The following is a 19,015-nucleotide window of genomic DNA, read 5'->3' as shown; positions in this document are numbered from 1 at the left end:
CTCCCCATGCACCCAGCCGTCTCCCGCCTCTCCCTCGATGAGAAGATCTCCCTGCTCACGGGCGACACCTTCTGGTCCACTCGCGGCATCGAGCACGCCGAGATCGAGGGCGCGACCCTGACGGACGGCCCGCACGGCGTGCGCCTGCAGTCCGGTGCCGCAGACCACCTCGGCATCAACGACAGCCACCCCGCCACCGCGTTCCCGACCGCGGCCGCGACCGGGTCCACGTGGGACCCCGAGCTCCTCGTCGAGATGGGCGAGGCCCTCGGTCGCGAGAGCCGTGCGCTCGACGTCGACGTGCTGCTCGGCCCGGGCGTCAACATCAAGCGCTCGCCCCTGTGCGGGCGCAACTTCGAGTACTTCTCCGAGGACCCGCTGCTGGCCGGCGCGCTCGGCTCGGCCTGGGTGCGCGGCGTCCAGCAGCAGGGCGTGGGCGCCTCGCTCAAGCACTTCGCCGCGAACAACCAGGAGTTCGAGCGCATGCGCATCAGCGCGGAGGTCGACGAGCGCACCCTCCGCGAGATCTACCTCCCCGCGTTTGAGCGCACGGTGAAGGAGGCGCAGCCCGCGACGGTCATGTGCTCGTACAACCGCATCAACGGCGTCTACGCGTCGGAGAACCGCTGGCTCCTCACCGACGTCCTGCGCGACGAGTGGGGCTACCAGGGCTACGTCGTCTCCGACTGGGGCGCCGTCAACAACCCGCCGGCCGCCGTCGCCGCGGGTCTCGACCTCACGATGCCCGCCGCGGGCGGGCGCCACGCCGCCGACGTCCGCGCCGCCCTCGAGGCGGGCGAACTCGACGAGGCCGCGATCGACCTCGCCGTCTCGCGCATCCTCGCCGTGCACGACCGCCTCCGCGCCGACCGCGGCGCGACCGAGGCCGTCGACTTCGAGGCGCACCACGCCCTCGCGCGGCGCATCGCGGCCGAGAGCACCGTGCTCCTCGCCAACGAGGGCGCTGTCCTCCCGCTCTCGGCCGAGAAGGGCGGCGCGATCGCCGTCATCGGCGAATTCGCGCGCGCGCCGCGCTACCAGGGCGCCGGCAGCTCGCACATCAACCCCACCCGCCTCGACACCGCGCTCGAGGCCGTCCGCGAGGCGACCAGCCGCGACGTCGCGTTCGCGGCTGGCTTCCGCCTGGACGGTCAGTCCGACGCCGCGCTCGTCGCCGAGGCCGTCACCGCCGCCCGCGGCGCCGAGACCGTCGTGCTCTTCCTCGGGCTGCCCGATGCGGAGGAGTCGGAGGGCTTCGACCGCACCCACCTCGACCTGCCCGCCGTGCAGCGCGAGCTGCTCGACGCGGTCGTCGCGGTGAACGCGAACGTCGTCGTCGTGCTCTCGAACGGCTCCGTGGTCTCGCTCGACGGCATCGCGGGCCGCGTCCCGGCCATCCTCGAGGCGTGGCTGGGCGGCCAGGCCTCCGGTTCGGCAGCCGCCGACGTGCTGTTCGGGATCGCAGAGCCCGGCGGGCGCCTGGCCGAGACCATCCCGCTGCGCCTCGCCGACAACCCCGCGCACGTCAACTTCCCCGGCACGCCGAAGAAGGTCGTCTACGGCGAGCGCATCTATGTCGGCTACCGCTGGTACGACATGACCGAGCGCGACGTGGCCTTCCCGTTCGGCTTCGGTCTCGGCTACACGACCTTCGAGCTGTCGGATGTCGCGGTGTCGGTTCCCGAGTCCGGCCGCGCGCACGCCGTCGTCGAGGTGACCGTGACGAACACGGGCTCGCGCGCGGGCGCGGAGGTCGTGCAGGTCTACGTGGGCGACCCGGAGGCCTCGGTCGACCGCCCGGTGCGCGAGCTGAAGGCGTTCCAGAAGGTGCGCCTCGCCGCCGGCGAGTCGACGCGCGTGAGCCTCGCTCTCGACGACCGCGCGTTCGCGTTCTGGGGCGAGGACGGCTGGACCGTCGAGCCCGGCGCGTTCACGGTCGAGGTCGGCACGTCCTCGCGTGACATCGCGGCGGCCGAGACGATCGAGCTCGACGTGCCCGCTCCGGTCTTCTCGCTCGACGCCGAGTCGACCGTGGGCGACTGGCAGCGCCACCCGCAGGGCGCCGAGGTGCTGGCGGAGGCGCTCGGTCAGCAGGGCGCTCAGGTGGCCGCGATCATCTCCGACGAGGAGATGGTGCGGATGCTGGAGTCGATGCCGCTGCGCACGCTGCTGGGCTTCGGCGGCGAGGTCGACGGCACGGAGGTCGTCCGGGAGCTCCTCACCCGCGTCTGACCCGCATCGGGAGGGTCCGCGCGTCGTGACGATGCGCGGACCCCTCCCGCGTTTCCGCGGGGCTGTGAGCGGAGGCGTGCGCGGGGCGTGAGCGGTGTCAGACCGCGACGCGGCCGAAGCTCGTGGTGAGGCCTGCGGGGGAGAGCGCGTGCTCCACCGCGAGCATGCTCGCGCCCACGACCGCCGCCCGGTCCGCCGCCGCCGACTGCACGATCGACAGATGCTCGGTCGCCAGCGGCGTCGAGCGCGTGTAGACGATCTCGCGCACCCCGGCGATGAGGTGCTCGCCCACGCGTGCCATCGACCCGCCGATGGCGATGACCGACGGGTTGATGAGGCTCACCGACGCCGTGAGGATCTCGCCGATGTCGCGTCCGGCCTGGCGGACCGCCTGGATCGCCTGGAGGTTGCCGTGCTTGACGAGCTCCACGACATCGCCTCCACTCCGCGCGATCACGCCACGCTCGCTGAGCGCGCGCGCGAGCGCGGGCCCGGAGGCGAGCGCTTCGAGGCAGCCGGTGTTGCCGCACTGGCAGGGGATGTCGACGCCGCGAGCCACGCGGACATGGCCGATGTCTCCCGCGATGCCCTGCGCGCCGCGCTGCAGCCGACCTCCGGAGATGATGCCGGCGCCGATGCCGGTGGCGACCTTCACGAACATGAAGTGGTCGGCGCCGGGCCAGGACGTGGCGCGCTCGCCGAGCGCGGAGATGTTCACATCGTTGTCGACGAGGACCGGCACGGGCACGGGAAGGTGTGAGCGCACCCATCCGGGCACGTCGAACCGGTCCCAGCCCGGCATGATCGGCGGGTTCACCGGCTGGCCCGTGGAGAACTCCACCGGGCCGGGCAGGCCGATGCCGATCGCCGCCACGTCGGCCTCGCCGCGCCCCGTCTCCTCCAGCAGCCGATGCGCGCTCTCGATCAGCCACGTCAGGACCGGCTCCGGGCCATCCGAGATGACGATGCGCTCGCTGTGCTCGGACAGGACAGCGCCGGTCAGGTCGGTGATCGCGACGGTCGCGTGCGAAGCGCCGAGGTCGGCCGCGACGACGACCTTGGCCGCCGGGTTCAGGGCGAACTGCGAGGGCGGGCGACCGCCCGTGGACACCGCGTCGGCCGCGGGGGTGATGAGCCCCATCCTCATGAGCTCGTCCACGCGCGCGGCGACGGTCGATCGGGCGAGCCCCGTCGACTTCGCCAGCTCTGCGCGCGTGCGCGGCACGCCGTCGCGCAGCAGCTGGAACAGCTGACCGACATCGGCGCGGCCCGTCGATCCCTCTGGCATGTCGCTTCCTCTCCCTGCGCCGCCGCAGAAGATCGCGGCTCGACACGGACACGTCATCCTACGTGCGCGTCCGCTCCCTCATGCTGCGACGACGGGCGAAGCGGTGTCGGTTCGCGCCGCTTGCCCGTCGTCCACGGCTCAGCTCGAGCGCGTGTCCCGCGCCGCGAAGCGCTGCTGCAGGAGCACGGCGATGACGATGATGACGCCCTTCGCCACGGCCTGCACCGAGGAGGAGAGGTTGTTCTGCACGAAGACGTTCGACAGCGTGGCGAAGATCAGCACCCCGAACACGGTGCCGGTGATCGTGCCGCGGCCGCCGATGAGGAGGGTGCCGCCGACGACGACAGCGGCGATGGCGTCGAGCTCCCACAGGGTCCCGTGCGTCGAGGTGCCGGCCGTGGTGCGCCCGAGGATCATCACGGCCGCGATGCCCGCGGTGAGCCCAGAGAGGGCGTAGAGCCACACGGTGTGCCGCTTCACCTTGATGCCCGCGAGGCGCGCGGCCTCGCGGTTGCCGCCGATCGCCACCGTGCGGCGGCCGAACGTGGTGCGGTTCAGGAGCAGCCAGCCCGCGACCGCGACCAGGGCGAAGATCCAGATGAGGATGTCGACGCCCAGGATGTCGACGTTGAGTGCGCGCACGAAGTCGCGGTCCGAGATGACGAGGGTGCGGTTGTCGGCGAGGATCTCCGCCACTCCGCGGGCGCCGACGAGCATCGCGAGTGTGGCCATGAACGCCGCGACTCGGCCGTAGGCGACGACGACGCCGTTGATGAGCCCCGCTCCGAGGCCGATGAGGAGGGCGATGAGGATCATCAGGGTCCAGTGGATCGAGTCCGCGAGGTCCTGCACGACGGCCAGCGACGCCGCCACCGAGGCGAGCGCCGTCACCGCGCCGACCGACAGGTCGATGCCGCCGGAGATGATCACGAAGGTCATGCCGATGCTGATCACGCCGATGATCGACGCCTGGCGCAGGATGACGAGCGCGTTGTCGAACGTGGTGAAGGTGCCGGGCGCGGTCATCGCGCCGACGATGACGATGATGAGCAGCGCCACCACAAGGCCGAGGTTGCGCCCGGCGGAGCTCGAGAAGAGCCGGCGCAGGGGCGATGCGGGCGCGGTGGTCACGGTGGCCGTGGTGGGGTCGGCGAGATCCGGGGACGTCTGCGCGCTCATGCCGCAGCTCCTTTCATGACGAGATCTAGCACGCCGTGCTCGTCGATCTCCGAGGCGGGAAGAGCGGCGAGGACGTGTCCGTCGCCGACGACGAGCACGGTGTCCGCGAGGCCGAGCACTTCCTCGATCTCGCTGGAGATGACGACGACGGCGTGGCCGGCAGCGGCGAGGTGTCGGATGAGTCCGTAGATCTCCGCGCGCGCGCCCACGTCGACGCCACGCGTGGGCTCGTCGAGCAGCAGCACGCGGCTGCCGTGGACAAGCCAGCGCGCGAGCAGGATCTTCTGCTGGTTGCCGCCCGACAGGGTCGCGGCGGGGCGGTCGGGATCGGCCGGGCGCAGCTCCAGCGCTTCGATCTGCTCGCGCGCGACGCGCCGCTCGGCCCGTTCGTCGAGGAAGCCGCCCTTCGCGTGCCGCCCGAACGACGACAGGGTCACGTTGCGGAAGATCGGCTCGCCGAGCACGAGTCCCTGCGACTTCCGCTCCTCGGGGCTGAGTCCCACGCCAGCGGCCACCGCCGCGGCGACGGAGCCGCGCGGCAGTGTCTTCCCGGCGATTCGCACCGTGCCGGAGGTGGCGCGGCGTGCCCCGTACACCGTCTCGACGATCTCCGAGCGCCCGGAGCCGACCAGCCCGGCGAGCCCGACGACCTCTCCGGCACGGACCGAGAACGACACGTCCTCGAAGACGCCGTCGAGAGCGAGGCCGTCCACCTCGAGCAGCACGGGGGCATCCGCCGGCAGCGGGATGGCCGGAGGGAAGACGTTCTCGACGGTCCGGCCAGTCATGTGGCGGATGAGGACATCGGTGGGGGTGTCGGCGACGGCGAGATTGCTCGCCATGCTGCGGCCGTCCTTCAGCACCGTGATTCGATCGCCGATCGTGCGGATCTCCTCGAGACGATGCGTGATGTAGATCACGGCGATCCCCTGCGCTGTGAGCTCGTGGACGACGTGGAAGAGCTTCCGCACCTCCTCGGCGTCGAGCACGGCGGAGGGCTCGTCCATCACGATGAGCTTGATGTCGTGCGACAGGGCGCGCGCCATGCTCACGATCTGCTTCTCCGCGGCGCTGAGCGAGCCGACCTCGGTGTGCGGGGAGAGGGAGCCGTGTCCCAGTCGCTCGAGCAGGCGCCGGGTCTCGCGCGCGGACTCCGCGCGACGGGTGAATCCGCCGCGGTCCAGCTCGTGGCCGAGGAAGATGTTCTCGGCGATCGTCAGGCCGTCGACGACGTCGAGCTCCTGATACATCGTGGCGATGCCGAGCTCGATGGCCTTCTGGGGGTGGGTGATGTCGGCGGTCTCGCCCTGCCAGACGATCTCGCCGGAGTCGGGCTGGTGAACGCCCGCAAGCGTCTTGATGAGTGTGGACTTGCCCGCGCCGTTCTGACCCAGCAGGCAGTGCACCTCGCCGGGGCGGACGTCGAGGTCGACGCCGCGAAGTGCCTTCACGCCTGCAAAGCTCTTCTTCACCTGGCGCATGGACAGTAATGTCGATCGGTGGTCATCTTTGATCACGCGATGAACATAACAGCTCGCTCATCCGTCGTACAGGGGCGAGCGGGGGCTTCGAGGCGGAGGCTCGCCGCTCGCAGAATGTCACGCTGACCCGGCCTCTCCCCGGTCGTCACAGCGGTAAGGCGCACTTCTGACGAGCCGTCAGCGAAAGCTGTACACCCCTTGCCCGCTTCTGTTAGCTTGACCTCGTCAATGTGGACACCTTCTCCGAAATCGGATGCGCTGCGGCGTGGGGACGCATTGGCGCATCTGCATCACGTTCAAGGAGGAGACATGCGGACAATGCGTAGACCCGGCGCTCGTTCCCTGGTGACGGGCGTTGCGGCCCTCGTCGCGGTCGGACTGCTGGCCGGCTGCACCAGCGACGGCGGCGAGACGACTCCCGAGGAGAACGTCGCCGAGCAGGGGACGTCCAGCGACGAGAACGCGGCCTCAGGCGACACCGTTGTCATCGGATGGTCGGGCCCCGAGGCCGATCACGGCTGGCTGGGGGCGATCAATTCCGGTGCGCTGGCCGCGGCGGAGAGCTTCGACGACGTCGAGCTGCGCCAGGCAGAGGGCACGAACGACGCCAGCCAGCAGATCGCCGCCGTCGAGCAGTTCATCAACGAGGACGTGGATGCCATCGTCCTGCTCCCCACCGACGGCGCCGCGCTGACCGAGGTCGCCCTGCAGGCGATGGAGGCGGGGATCCCGGTCATCAACGTCGACCGCGAGTTCTCCAGCACGTTCGCCTCGCGATCCACCATCCTCGGCGACAACTACGGCATGGGCGTGAGCGCCGGCACGTACATCTGCGAGCAGCTGGAGGGGCAGAGCGACGCCGTCGTCGCCGAGATCGCCGGCATCGACTCGCTGCCGCTCACCCAGGACCGCTCGCAGGGTTTCTCGGACGCGCTCGAGGACTGCGATCTCGAGGTCGGCCCCCGCGTGGCGGCCGACTTCACCGTCGCGGGCGGCGAGTCCGCCGCGTCGCAGCTGCTGTCGGCGAACCCGGAGATCGACGCCATCTGGAACCACGACGACGACCAGGGGGTCGGCGTGCTGGCCGCCATCGAGGCCGCGGGGCGGGACGAGTTCTTCCTCGTCGGCGGCGCCGGCAGCGTCAACATGATGGACCGCATCGAGGCTGACGACAGCGTCATCAAGGCGACCGTCATCTACCCTTCGACGCAGGCCGCGGATGGCATCGCGCTCGCGCGCCTCGTCGCCCAGGAGAAGACGATGAGCGACCTCGTCACCCCCAGCGTGCCGTACCGGATCGTGCTCGACGCGCCGGTCGTGACGAAGGACAACGTCGCCGACTACATCGATCTGGCGTTCGAGTCCTGATCGACGCGGGGGCGCCGACGGCGGCGCCCCCGTTCAGCCGGGCCTCGCGCCCGAGTCGCACGAAGGGGTGAGACATGACGAGGACGCTGCGGGTCGCCATGATCGGCCACGGCTTCATGGGCGCCGCGCACTCGCAGGCTTGGCGCACGGCGCCGCGGGTCTTCGCGTTGCCGAGCGCCGTCGAGCTGTCGGTGATCGTCGGCCGTGACGCGACCGCGGTCGCGGAGGCGGCAAGGACGTGGGGATGGCGCGAGGCCGCGAGCGACTGGCGCGAGGTGATCGCACGCGATGACATCGACGTCGTCGACATCGTCACGCCCGGCCACTCCCACGCCGAGATCGCGATCGCCGCGCTCGAGGCCGGCAAGCACGTGCTGTGCGAGAAGCCCCTCGCCAACACCGTGGCCGAGGCCGAGCGGATGACCGAGGCCGCGCGGAGCGCGGCGGAACGCGGCATCGTCGCGATGCTGGGGTTCACCTATCGGCGCGTGCCGGCGCTCTCGCTCGCGCGAGACCTCGTCGCCGATGGCCGCATCGGGCGTGTCCAGCAGGTGCGCTCGGCGTATCGGCAGGACTGGCTCGTCGACCCGCGGGCGCCGCTGTCGTGGCGCCTCGAGAAGGAGAAGGCCGGCGCGGGAGCCCTTGGGGACATCGGTGGCCACGCCGTCGACCTCGTGCAGTTCCTCACGGGGCAGCGGATCGAGCGGGTGACGGGCGTGCTCGACACGATCGTGACCGAGCGCCCGGTCGAGACCGAGCGCATCGGCATCGCGGGCGTGGGCGGCGAGGAGATGGGGCCGGTCACGGTCGACGACGTGGCGATGTTCACCGCGCGGCTGGAGTGCGGCGCGCTGGCGGGCTTCGAAGCGACACGCTTCGCCACCGGGCGCAAGAACGCGCTGTCGGTCGAGTTATCCGGCGACCGCGGAGCCATCGCCTTCGACCTGGAGGACCTCAACGTCCTGTGGGTCTACGACCGCGATGCCCCCGTGACCGAGCAGGGATTCACGCGGATCGTCGTCACCGAGCCAGGCCATCCGTATCTCGAGGGATGGTGGCCCGCCGGTCACATGCTCGGCTACGAGCACGCGTTCTCGCATCAGGTGAAGGACCTCATCGAGGGCATCGCGTCGGGGACGACCCCGGCGCCCTCCTTCGAGGAAGGACTGCATGTGCAGCGGGTGCTGGCGGCGGTCGAGGAGAGCGCGTCGGCGGAGGCGCGCTGGATGGAGGTGCCCATGAGCACCGGAGGAGAGAGGGATTCGCGATGACGCGTCCGGTGACGTTGTTCACGGGTCAGTGGGCTGATCTGCCGTTTGAGGAGGTGTGCCGCCTTGCGGGGGAGTGGGGGTACGACGGTCTGGAGATCGCGTGCTGGGGGGATCATCTGGACCCGTGGCGGTGGGATGACGACGCGTACGTGCAGGACCGGCTCGACATCCTCGAGCACCACGGGCTGAAGGTGTGGACGATCTCGAATCATCTGAAGGGGCAGGCGGTGTGCGATGACCCGATCGATCAGCGGCATCGGGACATCCTGTCGGATCGGGTGTGGGGAGACGGAGATCCGGAGGGTGTGCGGCGGCGGGCGGCGGAGGAGCTGAAGAACACGGCCCGGCTCGCGGCGAAGCTGGGGGTGAGGACGGTGACGGGCTTCACGGGGTCGTCGATCTGGAAGTACGTGGCGATGTTCCCGCCCGCGAGCGACGAGATGATCGCCGCCGGCTACCGGGACTTCGCCGACCGCTGGGATCCGATCATCGACGTGTTCGAGGAGGTCGGGGTGCGGTTCGCGCTCGAGGTCCACCCCTCGGAGATCGCATACGACTACTGGACGGCGAAGGCGACGCTGGAGGCGATCGGGCACCGGCCGGGGTTCGGCATCAACTTCGACCCGTCGCACTTCATGTGGCAGCAGCTGGACCCGGTCGCGTTCGTGCTGGATTTCGCCGACCACATCCTCCACGTGCACGTGAAGGAGTCGGTGACGAACCTGGATGGCCGGAACGGGGTGCTCGGCTCGCACCTGCCGTGGGCGAACCCGCGGCGCGGGTGGACGTTCGTCTCGACCGGTCACGGTGCGGTGCCGTGGGAGCCGCTGTTCCGGGCGCTGAACGCCATCGGCTACGACGGACCCACGAGCGTGGAGTGGGAGGACGCCGGCATGAACCGGCTCCAGGGCGCCCCCGAGGCGCTCGCGTTCGTTCGCAAGCTCAACGCCATCACCCCGCCCGACGCGGCCTTCGACGCCGCCTTCGCCACGAAGTAGCGGCCCCCCAGCGCAGGGGGCCGTCGCCCTCTCGACGCGGCGGCGCCGATTCCGCGGGAAATGCGCAGCTTTTGCTTGCTAGAAAGCAGAAGTCTGGTAGCGTCGCGATCCGCGGCATCGTCCGCCGCCGCCGACGAGAGAAGAGAACGAAGATGTCCGACGCCACCGTCGCCCTGCAGCTGTACACGATCCGCGACGCCGTGGCGCAGGATGTCGACGCCGCCCTCGCGCGTGCGGCGGAGATCGGCTTCACGCAGATCGAGCTGTTCAACATCGTCGAGTGGCGTCCGCAGCTGGAGGCCGCGCTTGCCGCCCACGGGCTCGCCGCGCCCACCGCCCACGCGCCGCTGTCCGTCGGCGAGCCCGAGCGCGCGTTCGAAGCCGCCCAGGCGCTGGGCGTGACGACCCTCATCGACCCGTTCATCGCGCCGGAGCGGTGGACCAGCCGCGACGAGGTGCTGCGCATCGCCGACGAGCTGGCGGCGAACGCGGAGAAGGCGCGCAGCTACGGGCTGTCGTTCGGCTACCACAACCACAACTGGGAGATCGAGAACCGCTTCGACGGCCAGACCGCGCTCGAGGTGCTCGCGGGGGCCCTGCCCGACGACGTCGCCCTCGAGGTCGACGCGTACTGGGCGGCCGTCGGCGGCGCCGACGTGCCCGCGCTCCTGGAGACGCTCGGCTCGCGCGTGCGCTTCCTGCACATCAAGGACGCGCCGGAGATCGACGGGGCCCTGAGCAAGGACCGCGAGGATCAGCTCCCCGCCGGCCAGGGCGCGATCGCCTGGCAGCCCGTCCTCGAGGCGGCGCCGCAGACGGAGCTGCTCGTGGTCGAGTTCGACGAGTACCGCGGCGACATCTTCGACGGCATCGCCCAGGGCCTCGCGGGCACGCGGGCGCTGCTCGGCGCGTGACGTCGCACCGGAACAGACAGAAGGAGACAGGCCTGTGAGCGAACGAGAACCCGTCGGCGTCGGCTTCATCGGCGCGGGCATGATCAGCGACACGTATCTCGAGCACCTGGGGCAGTTCCCCGACGTGCGCGTGGTCGCCGTCGGCGACATCGACACCGTGCGCGCCGCCGCGCAGGCGCAGAAGCACGAGGTCGGGTTCTCCGGAACGCCCGACCAGGTGCTCGCACACCCCGACGTCGAGCTCGTCGTGAACCTCACGATCCCGGCCGTCCACGCGCAGGTGTCGCTGGCGGCCGTCGAGGCCGGCAAGCACGTGTGGAGCGAGAAGCCGATCGCGGTCGACTACGCCTCCGGTCAGGAGCTCGTCGCCCGCGCGGCCGAGAAGGGGCTGCGCGTCGGCATCGCGCCCGACACCGTCCTCGGGCAGGGAGTGCAGAGCGCGCTGCGCGCGATCGCCCGCGGCGAGATCGGCCGCCCGATCGGCGCCTGGACCGCCATGATGAGCCTCGGGCCCGATCGCTGGCACCCGAACCCGGAGTTCTTCTTCGCTCCGGGCGCCGGACCTGTCTTCGACATGGGCCCGTACTACCTGACCACCCTCGTGAACGTCTTCGGGTCCGTCGCGCGCGCATCCGCCGCCGGTCTGACGAGCACGCCCACGCGCACCGTCCGCGCCGGGGAGCGCATCGGTGCGGAGTTCCCCGTGAGCGTCCCGACGCACGTCAACGCCATCCTCGAATTCGAGTCCGGCGGCACCAGCTCCAGCATCTTCAGCTGGGAGTCGGCGCTCACGCGGATGGGCGTGGTCGAGATCACGGGCACCGAGGGCACCCTCGCCATCCCCGACCCGAACATGTTCGAGGGGCCGCTGCGCATCCTCCGCGCGCCGACCGTGTCCCAGCCCGAGCCGGTGTGGGAGGACCTCGCGACCGACGGCGTCGTCGGCGGTCGCGGTCTCGGCATCGTCGACATGGTGCGCGGCATCCGCTCGGGGCAGCCGCACCGCGCCACCGGCGACATCGGCCTGCACGTGCTCGAGACGATGATCGCCATCGACACCTCCGTCGCCACCGGCGAGAGCGTGGCCGTCACGAGCCGCATCGAGCGGCCGGAGCCCATCCCGGCGGACTGGACTCCCTATGAGCGCTGACATCGGCGCGGGGTTCCTCGGCGGCGGGTTCATGGCTCGGGTCCACTCGCGAGCGGCACGGGCGGCGGGCGCGCGCCTGCGCGGCCTCGCCTCGTCGTCACCCGATCGCGCCTCCAGCGCCGCTGCGGAGCTGGACGTCGAGGACGCGTTCTCGGGAGTCGACGCGCTCCTCGCGGACGCCGCGGTCGACGTCGTGCACGTGTGCACGCCGAACGCTCAGCACGCCGATCAGACCCTGGCCGCCCTCGCGGCGGGCAAGCACGTCGTCTGCGAGAAGCCGATCGCGACCACCTCGGCCGACGCGCGACGCCTCGTCGATGCGCAGACGGAGGCGGGCGTCGTGGGAGCTGTGCCCTTCGTCTACCGCTATCACCCGATGGTGCGCGAGGCGCGGGCGCGCATCGCGCGCGGCGGCGAGGCCGTGCTCTCGATCGACGCCGCCTACCTGCAGGACTGGATGCTCGAGCAGGAGGACGGCAACTGGCGCGCGGGCGCGGCGGGGGGCGCGTCGCGCGCGTTCGCCGACATCGGCTCGCACCTGTTCGACCTGCTGGAGTTCGTCACGGGGGAGCGGGTCGTGCGGCTGTGCGCGCTCACGCGGACCGTGTACGACGAGCGGGATGGCCGTCCGGTCGAGAACGAGGACATCGCGGCCGTGCTGTTCCAGCTCTCCGGCGGGGCGCCCGGCACGGCGCTCGTCACCCAGATGGCCGCCGGCCGAAAGAACGGCCTGACGCTCGAGGTGCACACGGGCGACGCCGCGTACCGCTTCGAGCAGGAGCGTCCGGAGGACCTCTGGATCGGACGACGCGACGGCGCGCTGCTGCTGCCGCGCGAGGAGAGCCTCCTCGCGCCCGACGCGGCCCGCCTCTGCCGGGTGCCCTCGGGCCATCCCATGGGCTATCAGGACGCCTTCAACGCGTTCGTCTCCGACGCATACGCGGCCACGACGGGCGCCGAGCCCGAGGGGCTGCCCACCTTCCGCGACGGCCTGCGGGCCGCGCAGCTCACCGAGGCGGTCGTGGAGTCCGCGCGCTCCGGCGCGTGGGTCGCGACGCCGTTCGACGCCTGATCCAGGAGGACCCATGACCGACGCACGCCATCCCGTCACGCTCTTCACGGGGCAGTGGGCCGATATGCCATTCGAGGAGCTCGCCCAGCGCGCGGCCGAGTGGGGCTACGACGGGCTCGAGATCGCCGCATCCGGCGATCACCTCGACCTGCAGCGGGCCGACGAGGACGACGCCTATGTGCAGTCGCGGCTGGACATCCTCGACAGGTACGGCCTGAAGGTGTGGGCGATCTCGAACCACCTCGCCGGCCAGGCCGTGTGCGACGACCCGATCGACTTCCGCCACCAGGCCATCCTGCGCGACTACGTGTGGGGCGACGGCGACGCGGAGGGCGTGCGGCAGCGTGCGGCAGAGGACATGAAGCGCGCGGCGCGCGTGGCGCGGAAGCTCGGCGTCGACACCGTCGTGGGCTTCACGGGCTCGAAGATCTGGCCGTACGTGGCGATGTTCCCGCCGGTGCCGGCCGAGGTCATCGACGCCGGGTACGAGGATTTCGCGAACCGGTGGAACCCCATCCTCGACGTCTTCGACGACGAGGGCGTGCGCTTCGCCCACGAGGTGCACCCGTCGGAGATCGCGTACGACCACTGGACCAGCGTGCGCACGCTCGAGGCCATCGACCGGCGCCCCGCGTTCGGCTTCAACTGGGACCCGTCGCACATGGCGTGGCAGGGCATCGACACCGTCTCGTTCATCACCGACTTCGCCGACCGGATCTACCACGTGGACTGCAAGGACACGCGGATCCGCCACGCGTCGGGCCGGCAGGGCATCCTCGGCTCGCACCTGCCGTGGGGCGACCCGCGGCGCGGCTGGGACTTCGTCTCGACCGGGCACGGCGACATCCCGTGGGAGGACGCGTTCCGCGCGCTCGCGTCGATCGGCTACGACGGCCCGATCTCCATCGAGTGGGAGGACGCGGGCATGGATCGCCTGCACGGTGCGGCCGAGGCCGTCGGCTACATCCGCTCGCTGCTGTGGCAGCTGCCCGCGGCGTCGTTCGACGCGGCGTTCAGCAACCAGTAGGGGCGGCACTGGCGAACCGCACGGCGCGGGATAGTCTGGCCACACGATGAGGATCACGCGCCGCACCCTGCTCGTCGGCGCCGGAACGGGCGCCGCCGCGATGCTGCTCGCCTCGTGCACCGGCGGCCAGCGGCCATCCCCCTCGCCGACCGGAAGCGCGACGCCCACGGCCACCCCCAGCGCGACGACCATGACGCCGACGCCGTCACCCGCGTTGCCGCGGCCCGAGCGGTGGCTCCGCAGCGAATGGACGAGCGACCCCTTCTCCCGGGGGGCTGTGAGCTTCGTGCCGGTCGGGGCGACACCGCAGCAGCGCGCCGCGCTCGCCGCCCCGCTCGAGGGCCGCGTCTTCTTCGCCGGCGAGGCCACCGCATCCGACCGGCCGGGCTCGGTGCTCGGCGCGTACGACTCCGGCGCGCGCGCGGCGGCCGAGGTGCTCGGCCGAGCGGTCGAGGGCGAGCGGATGGCCGTGATCGGCGCGGGCGCGGCCGGCGCGACGGTCGCGCGGAGCCTCGCGGACGCGGGGTTCGACGTCACGGTGTTCGAGGCGCGCGACCGCGTCGGCGGCCGCATCCACTCCGTCCCCGACGACGCGTGGCCGGTCCCGCTGCAGCTGGGCGCATGGACCCTCGGCGAGGACGACGCCGCCTTCCTCGGGCGCCTGCGCCTGCTGGGCGTCGAGGAGCTCGATCTCGAGCCGGCGATCGGATGGTCCGAGTCGGGCGAGACGGCGGCGCCCGGCTTCGACGCGGTGCGGCAGGCAGCGGACCGTGCGGCCGACCAGCCGGCTGACTCGTCTCTCGCCGACGCGCTCGATGAGGCCGGCGCCGACGTCGAGGACCCCGCGCTCGAGGCCTCCCTCGCCTGGCTCGCCGCGACGACCGGCGCCGATCCCGGCGCCGCCTCGAGCTGGTTCCCTCCGGCCATCCCGCCCGAGACGCTCGTCGGCGCGGCGGGCGACTTGAGCGGGCTCGTCGAGAGTCCGCTGACCGACATCCAGGTCACGCTGTCGTCGCCGGTCGTCCGCATCGCCTACGACGAACGCGGCGTGAGCCTCCGCATCGCGACGGGGGAGGCGCTGTCGTTCGACCGCGTCGTCGTCACGGTTCCGCTCGGAGTGCTGCAGAGCGAGTCCATCGAATTCGCTCCGGCGCTGCCGACCGCGCATCGCGGGGCGCTCGCCGCGCTCGGGATGGGGACCATCGAGACGGCATGGCTGCGCTTCGAGGAGCGCTTCTGGTCCACCGACGCCGTGATCTGGCACGTCGTGGGCGGCGATGCGCTCATCCGCACCTGGTTCAACCTCGAGCCGGTGACGGGTGAGCCGGTGCTCGTCGGGCTCGTGGGCGGCGGCGCCGCGGCGGAGTTCGCCGCGCTCGACGACGACGAGGCGGTGACTGCGGCGCTCGCCTCGCTGGCGTTCTTCGCCCGGGAGTGACGCCGGCGCGCGCCTGGACGCCTCAGTTCCCGGCGGTCGTGCGCACCCGGCTGAGCAGGACGAGCCCGGAGGCGACCGCGGCGAAGATCGCCAGCGCCACCGCGCACGAGCCCCAGAACTCGCCGAGGCCCGAGACCTGGCGCGGGTCGAGGAAGTAGTAGGGGTACCAGCCGACGACGGTGCCGCGCCACAGCGTGAACGCGCCCCAGAGCACCGGGTACAGCAGGACGAACGGCACCACGCGCCACGACGCCGCACGCCGGCCGGGACCGAACACCCAAGCGAGGATCGTCCAGATCGGCAGCACGAAGTGCAGCACGACGTCCGACCACGGCACGCTCATGGCGATGCCGCGCATGCTCGCCTGCCAGACGATCAGCCCGAACGCGAGGCCCGCCGTGATCGTCCAGCTCAGCACCAGGGCGCGCGCGGTGGTGAGCCAGGGCGGGTCCTCCCCGCGCCGCAGTGCGATCACCCCCGCGATGGCGGCCAGAACCAGGAACGCGATGTTGGACTGGATGGTGAGGTAGGCGAGGAAGTTCTCTCCCGCGATGGTCTGCGACCCCAGCCCCCACAGCAGGCGATGCACGAGCGCGACGAGGCACAGGGCGGCCGCCGCCAGGCGGGACCACCCGAACGCCGTCCGTGTCGTCACCCTCGCGTCACCCTCCCGCCCGGCGCTCGGGCACGCCGTGGCCCGAGTCTACGGAAGGATCGCTTCACCGGTCGCCGCGGCGAGGTCCGCTGCGGCGTCGACGAAGAGCTCCCGCATCCAACGGTGCTCGGGGTCGCGGTCGTGGACCGGATGCCACCAGAGGGCGTTGAGCACGGGCGTGGCGTCGAAGGGCAGCGCGAAGGTGCGCACCCGTGCGGACCGCTCGACGATCGGCGCCAGCGCGGATTGCACGAGACCGAGCCGGTCGGTGCCCTCGACGAAGTGGCCCAGCGCGAGGAAGCTCTCCACGACGGCCTCCACACGCGCCTCGATCCCGAGCTGCTGCACCTGCCGGCTCGCCGAGGTGAAGGCGTCCCGCGACTGATAGGTGAACACCCACGGGTGCTCGGCGAGGTCGCTCATGCTCGCGCGTTCGCCGATGCTGTCGTCCTCCCTGCTCACCACGCCGACCCATCCGTCGTGCCAGAGGTCGGCATACGGCAGGTCGGCCAGGAAGCCGTGCGGGATGAGCATCGCGTCGGCCCCCCGCAGACGGGTCGCCGCATCCTCGACGATGGTCTGGTTGTGGAGCATGAATCGGAATCGGACGCCGGGCGCCCGCTCGCGGGCGAGGCGGCTCACCGTCCGTCCGATCGTGGCGAAGCCGTAGTCGGAGCCGAACACCGAGAACTCGCGCGTGGACTGCTCGGGGTTCCACGAGGCCTGGCTCTCGAATACGCGGCGCGCCGCCTCGAGGGCGGTGGTGGTGTGCTCGGTGAGGCGCAGCGCAAGCGGGGTCAGCTCGTAGGCGTTGCCTCGGCGCGCGAGGATCGGGTCGTCGAAGTGCGCGCGCAGGCGCGAGAGCGAGGCGCTCAGCGCCGGTTGGCTCAGGTGCAGGCGCTCCGCGGCGCGCGTCACGCTGCGCTCGGTGAGGAGGGCGTCCAGCGACACCAGCAGGTTCAGGTCGAGCCGAGAGAGCGGGGGCTGATCGGGCACGGCGACGTGGTCCTCGATTCGGGGCGATTCGCTCGACGACGAGCGTCCTCGAAGCGTATCACCGGCATCGATCGCTCGAACCCCTGCATAGGGTTCACTGATGACCTGCCCCGCGGGTCAGCGCGTGAGGATCAGCGCCTCGCCCTGCCCGCCTCCGCCGCACAGCCCCACCGCCGCGGTGCCGCCGCCGCGTCGGGCGAGCTCGTGCGCGGCGTGGACGACGAGACGCGCCCCCGAGGCTCCGATCGGATGTCCGATGGCGATGCCCCCGCCATGGATGTTCACGATGTCGGAGGAGAGGCCCAGCTCGCGCACCGAGTGCACCACGACGGCGCCGAACGCCTCGTTGATCTCGACGAAGTCGAGTTCGTCGGCCGCGATGCCCTGCTTCTGCAGAGCGCTGTGGATGGCCGAGGCCGGCTGCCCCTGCAGCGAGTTGTCGGGACCGGCGGTCTGCCCGGACGCCCCCACGGTCGCCAGGGCCGTCCAGCCCTCCGCCTCCGCTCGCGCGCGCGTGGTCACGACGACGGCCGAGGCTCCGTCGGAGATCTGGGAGGAGTTGCCCGCAGTGATCGTGCCCTGCTCGGCGAACGCCGCCCGCAGCCGCGAGAGCGTCTGCGTCGTCGTCTCCGGCCGGATGCCCTCGTCGCGGCTCGCGACCACGGGCTCGCCGCGGCGCTGGTGGATCTCCACCGGCACGATCTCCTCGTCGAGGACGTTCGCGGCGGCGGCGGCCCGCTGGTGCGACAGCGCCGCCACCGCGTCCTGCTCCTCGCGGCCGATCCCGAGGCGAGTGTTGTGGGTCTCCGTGGACGAGCCCATGCTCACGCCGTCGTAGGCGTCGGTCAGCCCATCGTGCGCCATGTGGTCCAGCGCCTCGACCGACCCGTACGACCAGCCCGTGCGCGAGCCCATCAAGAGGTGCGGCGCCCGGGACATCGACTCCATGCCGCCCGCGACGACGACCTCCGCGTCCTCGAGGCGGATCATGCGCGCGGCATCGATGACGGCGGTCAGCCCCGACAGGCACACCTTGTTCACCGAGTGCGCGGGGACCGCCCAGCCGATGCCCGCCGCGATGGCCGCTTGCCGGGCAGGGTTCTGCCCAGCGCCGGCCGGGAGCACCTGGCCCAGGATCACCGCGTCCACCGCGCCCGGATCGACCGCACCGCGGGCGAGGGCGCCGCGGATGGCGGCCGCGCCCAGCTGCGAGGCAGTGAGGGCGGCGAGCTGGCCGTTCAGCCGCCCCTGCGGGGTGCGGGCGGCGGCGACGATCACGACGTCTGCGGGATTCATGCGGCTTCCTCCTCTTCGAGGGCGACGGTCAGCGCGGGTCCGGTCGCCGAGATGACCTCGTCGAGTGTGACCCCGGGGGCCAGCTCGCGCAACACGAGGCCGGACGCGGTGACGTCGACGACCGCGAGGTCCGTGATGATGCGGTCGACGACGCCGCGTCCGGTGAGCGGAAGCGAGCAGTTCTCGACGATCTTCGGCGAGCCGTCCTTCGCGACGTGCTCCATGAGCACGATGACGCGGCCGGCGCCGTGCACGAGGTCCATCGCGCCGCCTGGGCCCTTCACCATCTTGCCCGGGATCATCCAGTTGGCGAGGTCGCCGCCGGCGGACACCTGCATGGCGCCGAGGACGGCAGCGTCGATCTTGCCGCCGCGGATCATCCCGAAGCTGAGCCCCGAGTCGAAGAACGCCGCGCCGGCGAGGGTCGTCACCGTCTCCTTGCCCGCGTTGATGAGATCGGGGTCCACCTCATCCTCGCGGGGGTAGGGCCCCACGCCGAGGATGCCGTTCTCGGACTGCAGGACGACCGTCACGCCCGGCGGGATGAAGTTCGGCACAAGGGTCGGGAGGCCGATGCCGAGGTTCACGTACTCGCCGTCGTGCAGCTCCGCGGCCGCCCGGGCGGCCATCTCGGTGCGGGTGAGCGCCAT

16 protein-coding genes are annotated in these 19,015 nt (G+C 71.6%); 9 read left to right on the top strand and 7 right to left on the bottom strand.

The annotated features are described in order from the left end of the window. Positions 1–6 precede the first annotated feature (6 nt). Positions 7–2,232 (top strand): beta-glucosidase family protein, encoded by a 2,226-nt coding sequence (locus tag QWJ90_RS08270; RefSeq protein ID WP_290107229.1) that lies wholly within the window; start codon positions 7–9, stop codon positions 2,230–2,232. Between the two features lie 97 nt (positions 2,233–2,329). Here QWJ90_RS08270 and QWJ90_RS08265 read toward each other — a convergent pair whose 3' ends face one another. The 3 genes from QWJ90_RS08265 to QWJ90_RS08255 all read right to left on the bottom strand — a co-directional run bounded on the left by QWJ90_RS08265 (position 2,330) and on the right by QWJ90_RS08255 (position 6,180). Then, entirely contained in the window at positions 2,330–3,520 is a 1,191-nt protein-coding gene (locus QWJ90_RS08265; protein WP_290107228.1) for an ROK family transcriptional regulator, read from the bottom strand. Between the two features lie 138 nt (positions 3,521–3,658). Continuing rightward, entirely contained in the window at positions 3,659–4,699 is a 1,041-nt protein-coding gene (locus QWJ90_RS08260) for an ABC transporter permease (RefSeq protein WP_290107227.1), read from the bottom strand. Beyond that, positions 4,696–6,180: a sugar ABC transporter ATP-binding protein gene (locus QWJ90_RS08255; RefSeq protein ID WP_290107226.1), complete on the bottom strand. Its 1,485-nt coding sequence runs from the start codon at positions 6,178–6,180 to the stop codon at positions 4,696–4,698. Before QWJ90_RS08255 ends, QWJ90_RS08260 begins: the two co-directional genes overlap by 4 nt. Positions 6,181–6,489: 309 nt before the next feature. Here QWJ90_RS08255 and QWJ90_RS08250 point away from each other — a divergent pair, with 309 nt between their 5' ends. From QWJ90_RS08250 to QWJ90_RS08215, 8 genes are all read left to right on the top strand, one after another. After that, positions 6,490–7,548, top strand: a complete 1,059-nt coding sequence (locus tag QWJ90_RS08250) for a substrate-binding domain-containing protein (RefSeq protein WP_290107225.1) — start codon at positions 6,490–6,492, stop codon at positions 7,546–7,548. 74 nt (positions 7,549–7,622) lie between these two features. Next, positions 7,623–8,819 carry a Gfo/Idh/MocA family protein gene (locus QWJ90_RS08245; RefSeq protein WP_290107224.1) on the top strand — a complete coding sequence of 399 codons (1,197 nt, stop codon included), beginning with the start codon at positions 7,623–7,625 and terminating at the stop codon, positions 8,817–8,819. Then, complete coding sequence (locus QWJ90_RS08240; RefSeq protein ID WP_290107223.1) at positions 8,816–9,817, top strand: sugar phosphate isomerase/epimerase family protein; 1,002 nt, start codon at positions 8,816–8,818, stop codon at positions 9,815–9,817. The genes QWJ90_RS08245 and QWJ90_RS08240 overlap by 4 nt, the downstream gene beginning before the upstream one ends. 152 nt (positions 9,818–9,969) lie before the next feature. Beyond that, complete coding sequence (locus QWJ90_RS08235) at positions 9,970–10,731, top strand: sugar phosphate isomerase/epimerase family protein (protein ID WP_290107222.1); 762 nt, start codon at positions 9,970–9,972, stop codon at positions 10,729–10,731. Positions 10,732–10,765: 34 nt separating this feature from the next. Further along, positions 10,766–11,881, top strand: a complete 1,116-nt coding sequence (locus QWJ90_RS08230) for a Gfo/Idh/MocA family protein (RefSeq protein ID WP_290107221.1) — start codon at positions 10,766–10,768, stop codon at positions 11,879–11,881. Beyond that, positions 11,871–12,953, top strand: a complete 1,083-nt coding sequence (locus QWJ90_RS08225) for a Gfo/Idh/MocA family protein (RefSeq protein WP_290107220.1) — start codon at positions 11,871–11,873, stop codon at positions 12,951–12,953. The genes QWJ90_RS08230 and QWJ90_RS08225 overlap by 11 nt, the downstream gene beginning before the upstream one ends. Before the next feature lie 13 nt (positions 12,954–12,966). Continuing rightward, complete coding sequence (locus QWJ90_RS08220) at positions 12,967–13,980, top strand: sugar phosphate isomerase/epimerase family protein (protein WP_290107219.1); 1,014 nt, start codon at positions 12,967–12,969, stop codon at positions 13,978–13,980. A 46-nt stretch (positions 13,981–14,026) separates the two neighbouring features. Next, positions 14,027–15,418: a flavin monoamine oxidase family protein gene (locus QWJ90_RS08215; RefSeq protein WP_290107218.1), complete on the top strand. Its 1,392-nt coding sequence runs from the start codon at positions 14,027–14,029 to the stop codon at positions 15,416–15,418. Positions 15,419–15,440: 22 nt separating this feature from the next. Here QWJ90_RS08215 and QWJ90_RS08210 read toward each other — a convergent pair whose 3' ends face one another. From QWJ90_RS08210 to QWJ90_RS08195, 4 genes are all read right to left on the bottom strand, one after another. Continuing rightward, positions 15,441–16,073: a Pr6Pr family membrane protein gene (locus QWJ90_RS08210; RefSeq protein ID WP_290107217.1), complete on the bottom strand. Its 633-nt coding sequence runs from the start codon at positions 16,071–16,073 to the stop codon at positions 15,441–15,443. Positions 16,074–16,121: 48 nt separating this feature from the next. Further along, a complete protein-coding gene (locus QWJ90_RS08205; RefSeq protein ID WP_290107216.1) occupies positions 16,122–17,069 on the bottom strand; it encodes a LysR family transcriptional regulator in 948 nt (315 codons plus the stop codon). 117 nt (positions 17,070–17,186) lie between these two features. Then, entirely contained in the window at positions 17,187–18,365 is a 1,179-nt protein-coding gene (locus tag QWJ90_RS08200) for an acetyl-CoA C-acyltransferase (RefSeq protein WP_290107215.1), read from the bottom strand. Then, on the bottom strand, positions 18,362–19,015 hold the full coding sequence (locus QWJ90_RS08195; protein WP_290107214.1) for a 3-oxoacid CoA-transferase subunit B: 654 nt from the start codon (positions 19,013–19,015) through the stop codon (positions 18,362–18,364). The genes QWJ90_RS08200 and QWJ90_RS08195 overlap by 4 nt, the downstream gene beginning before the upstream one ends.

The organism is Microbacterium oryzae, assembly GCF_030406385.1.
Lineage (GTDB): Bacteria > Actinomycetota > Actinomycetes > Actinomycetales > Microbacteriaceae > Microbacterium > Microbacterium oryzae_A.
The sequence above is the reverse complement of the archived record's forward strand: the minus strand, read 5'-3'. Positions and strand labels throughout refer to the sequence as shown.

What these genes read in the sequence shown, in the direction of transcription:
- QWJ90_RS08270 (WP_290107229.1), top strand. Translation starts at nt 7, where the DNA reads ATGCACCCAGCCGTCTCCCGCCTCTCCCTCGATGAGAAGATCTCCCTG.
- QWJ90_RS08265 (WP_290107228.1), bottom strand. Translation starts at nt 3,520, where the DNA reads ATGCCAGAGGGATCGACGGGCCGCGCCGATGTCGGTCAGCTGTTCCAG.
- QWJ90_RS08260 (WP_290107227.1), bottom strand. Translation starts at nt 4,699, where the DNA reads ATGAGCGCGCAGACGTCCCCGGATCTCGCCGACCCCACCACGGCCACC.
- QWJ90_RS08255 (WP_290107226.1), bottom strand. Translation starts at nt 6,180, where the DNA reads ATGCGCCAGGTGAAGAAGAGCTTTGCAGGCGTGAAGGCACTTCGCGGC.
- QWJ90_RS08250 (WP_290107225.1), top strand. Translation starts at nt 6,490, where the DNA reads ATGCGGACAATGCGTAGACCCGGCGCTCGTTCCCTGGTGACGGGCGTT.
- QWJ90_RS08245 (WP_290107224.1), top strand. Translation starts at nt 7,623, where the DNA reads ATGACGAGGACGCTGCGGGTCGCCATGATCGGCCACGGCTTCATGGGC.
- QWJ90_RS08240 (WP_290107223.1), top strand. Translation starts at nt 8,816, where the DNA reads ATGACGCGTCCGGTGACGTTGTTCACGGGTCAGTGGGCTGATCTGCCG.
- QWJ90_RS08235 (WP_290107222.1), top strand. Translation starts at nt 9,970, where the DNA reads ATGTCCGACGCCACCGTCGCCCTGCAGCTGTACACGATCCGCGACGCC.
- QWJ90_RS08225 (WP_290107220.1), top strand. Translation starts at nt 11,871, where the DNA reads ATGAGCGCTGACATCGGCGCGGGGTTCCTCGGCGGCGGGTTCATGGCT.
- QWJ90_RS08220 (WP_290107219.1), top strand. Translation starts at nt 12,967, where the DNA reads ATGACCGACGCACGCCATCCCGTCACGCTCTTCACGGGGCAGTGGGCC.
- QWJ90_RS08215 (WP_290107218.1), top strand. Translation starts at nt 14,027, where the DNA reads ATGAGGATCACGCGCCGCACCCTGCTCGTCGGCGCCGGAACGGGCGCC.
- QWJ90_RS08200 (WP_290107215.1), bottom strand. Translation starts at nt 18,365, where the DNA reads ATGAATCCCGCAGACGTCGTGATCGTCGCCGCCGCCCGCACCCCGCAG.
- QWJ90_RS08195 (WP_290107214.1), bottom strand. Translation starts at nt 19,015, where the DNA reads ATGGCGCTCACCCGCACCGAGATGGCCGCCCGGGCGGCCGCGGAGCTG.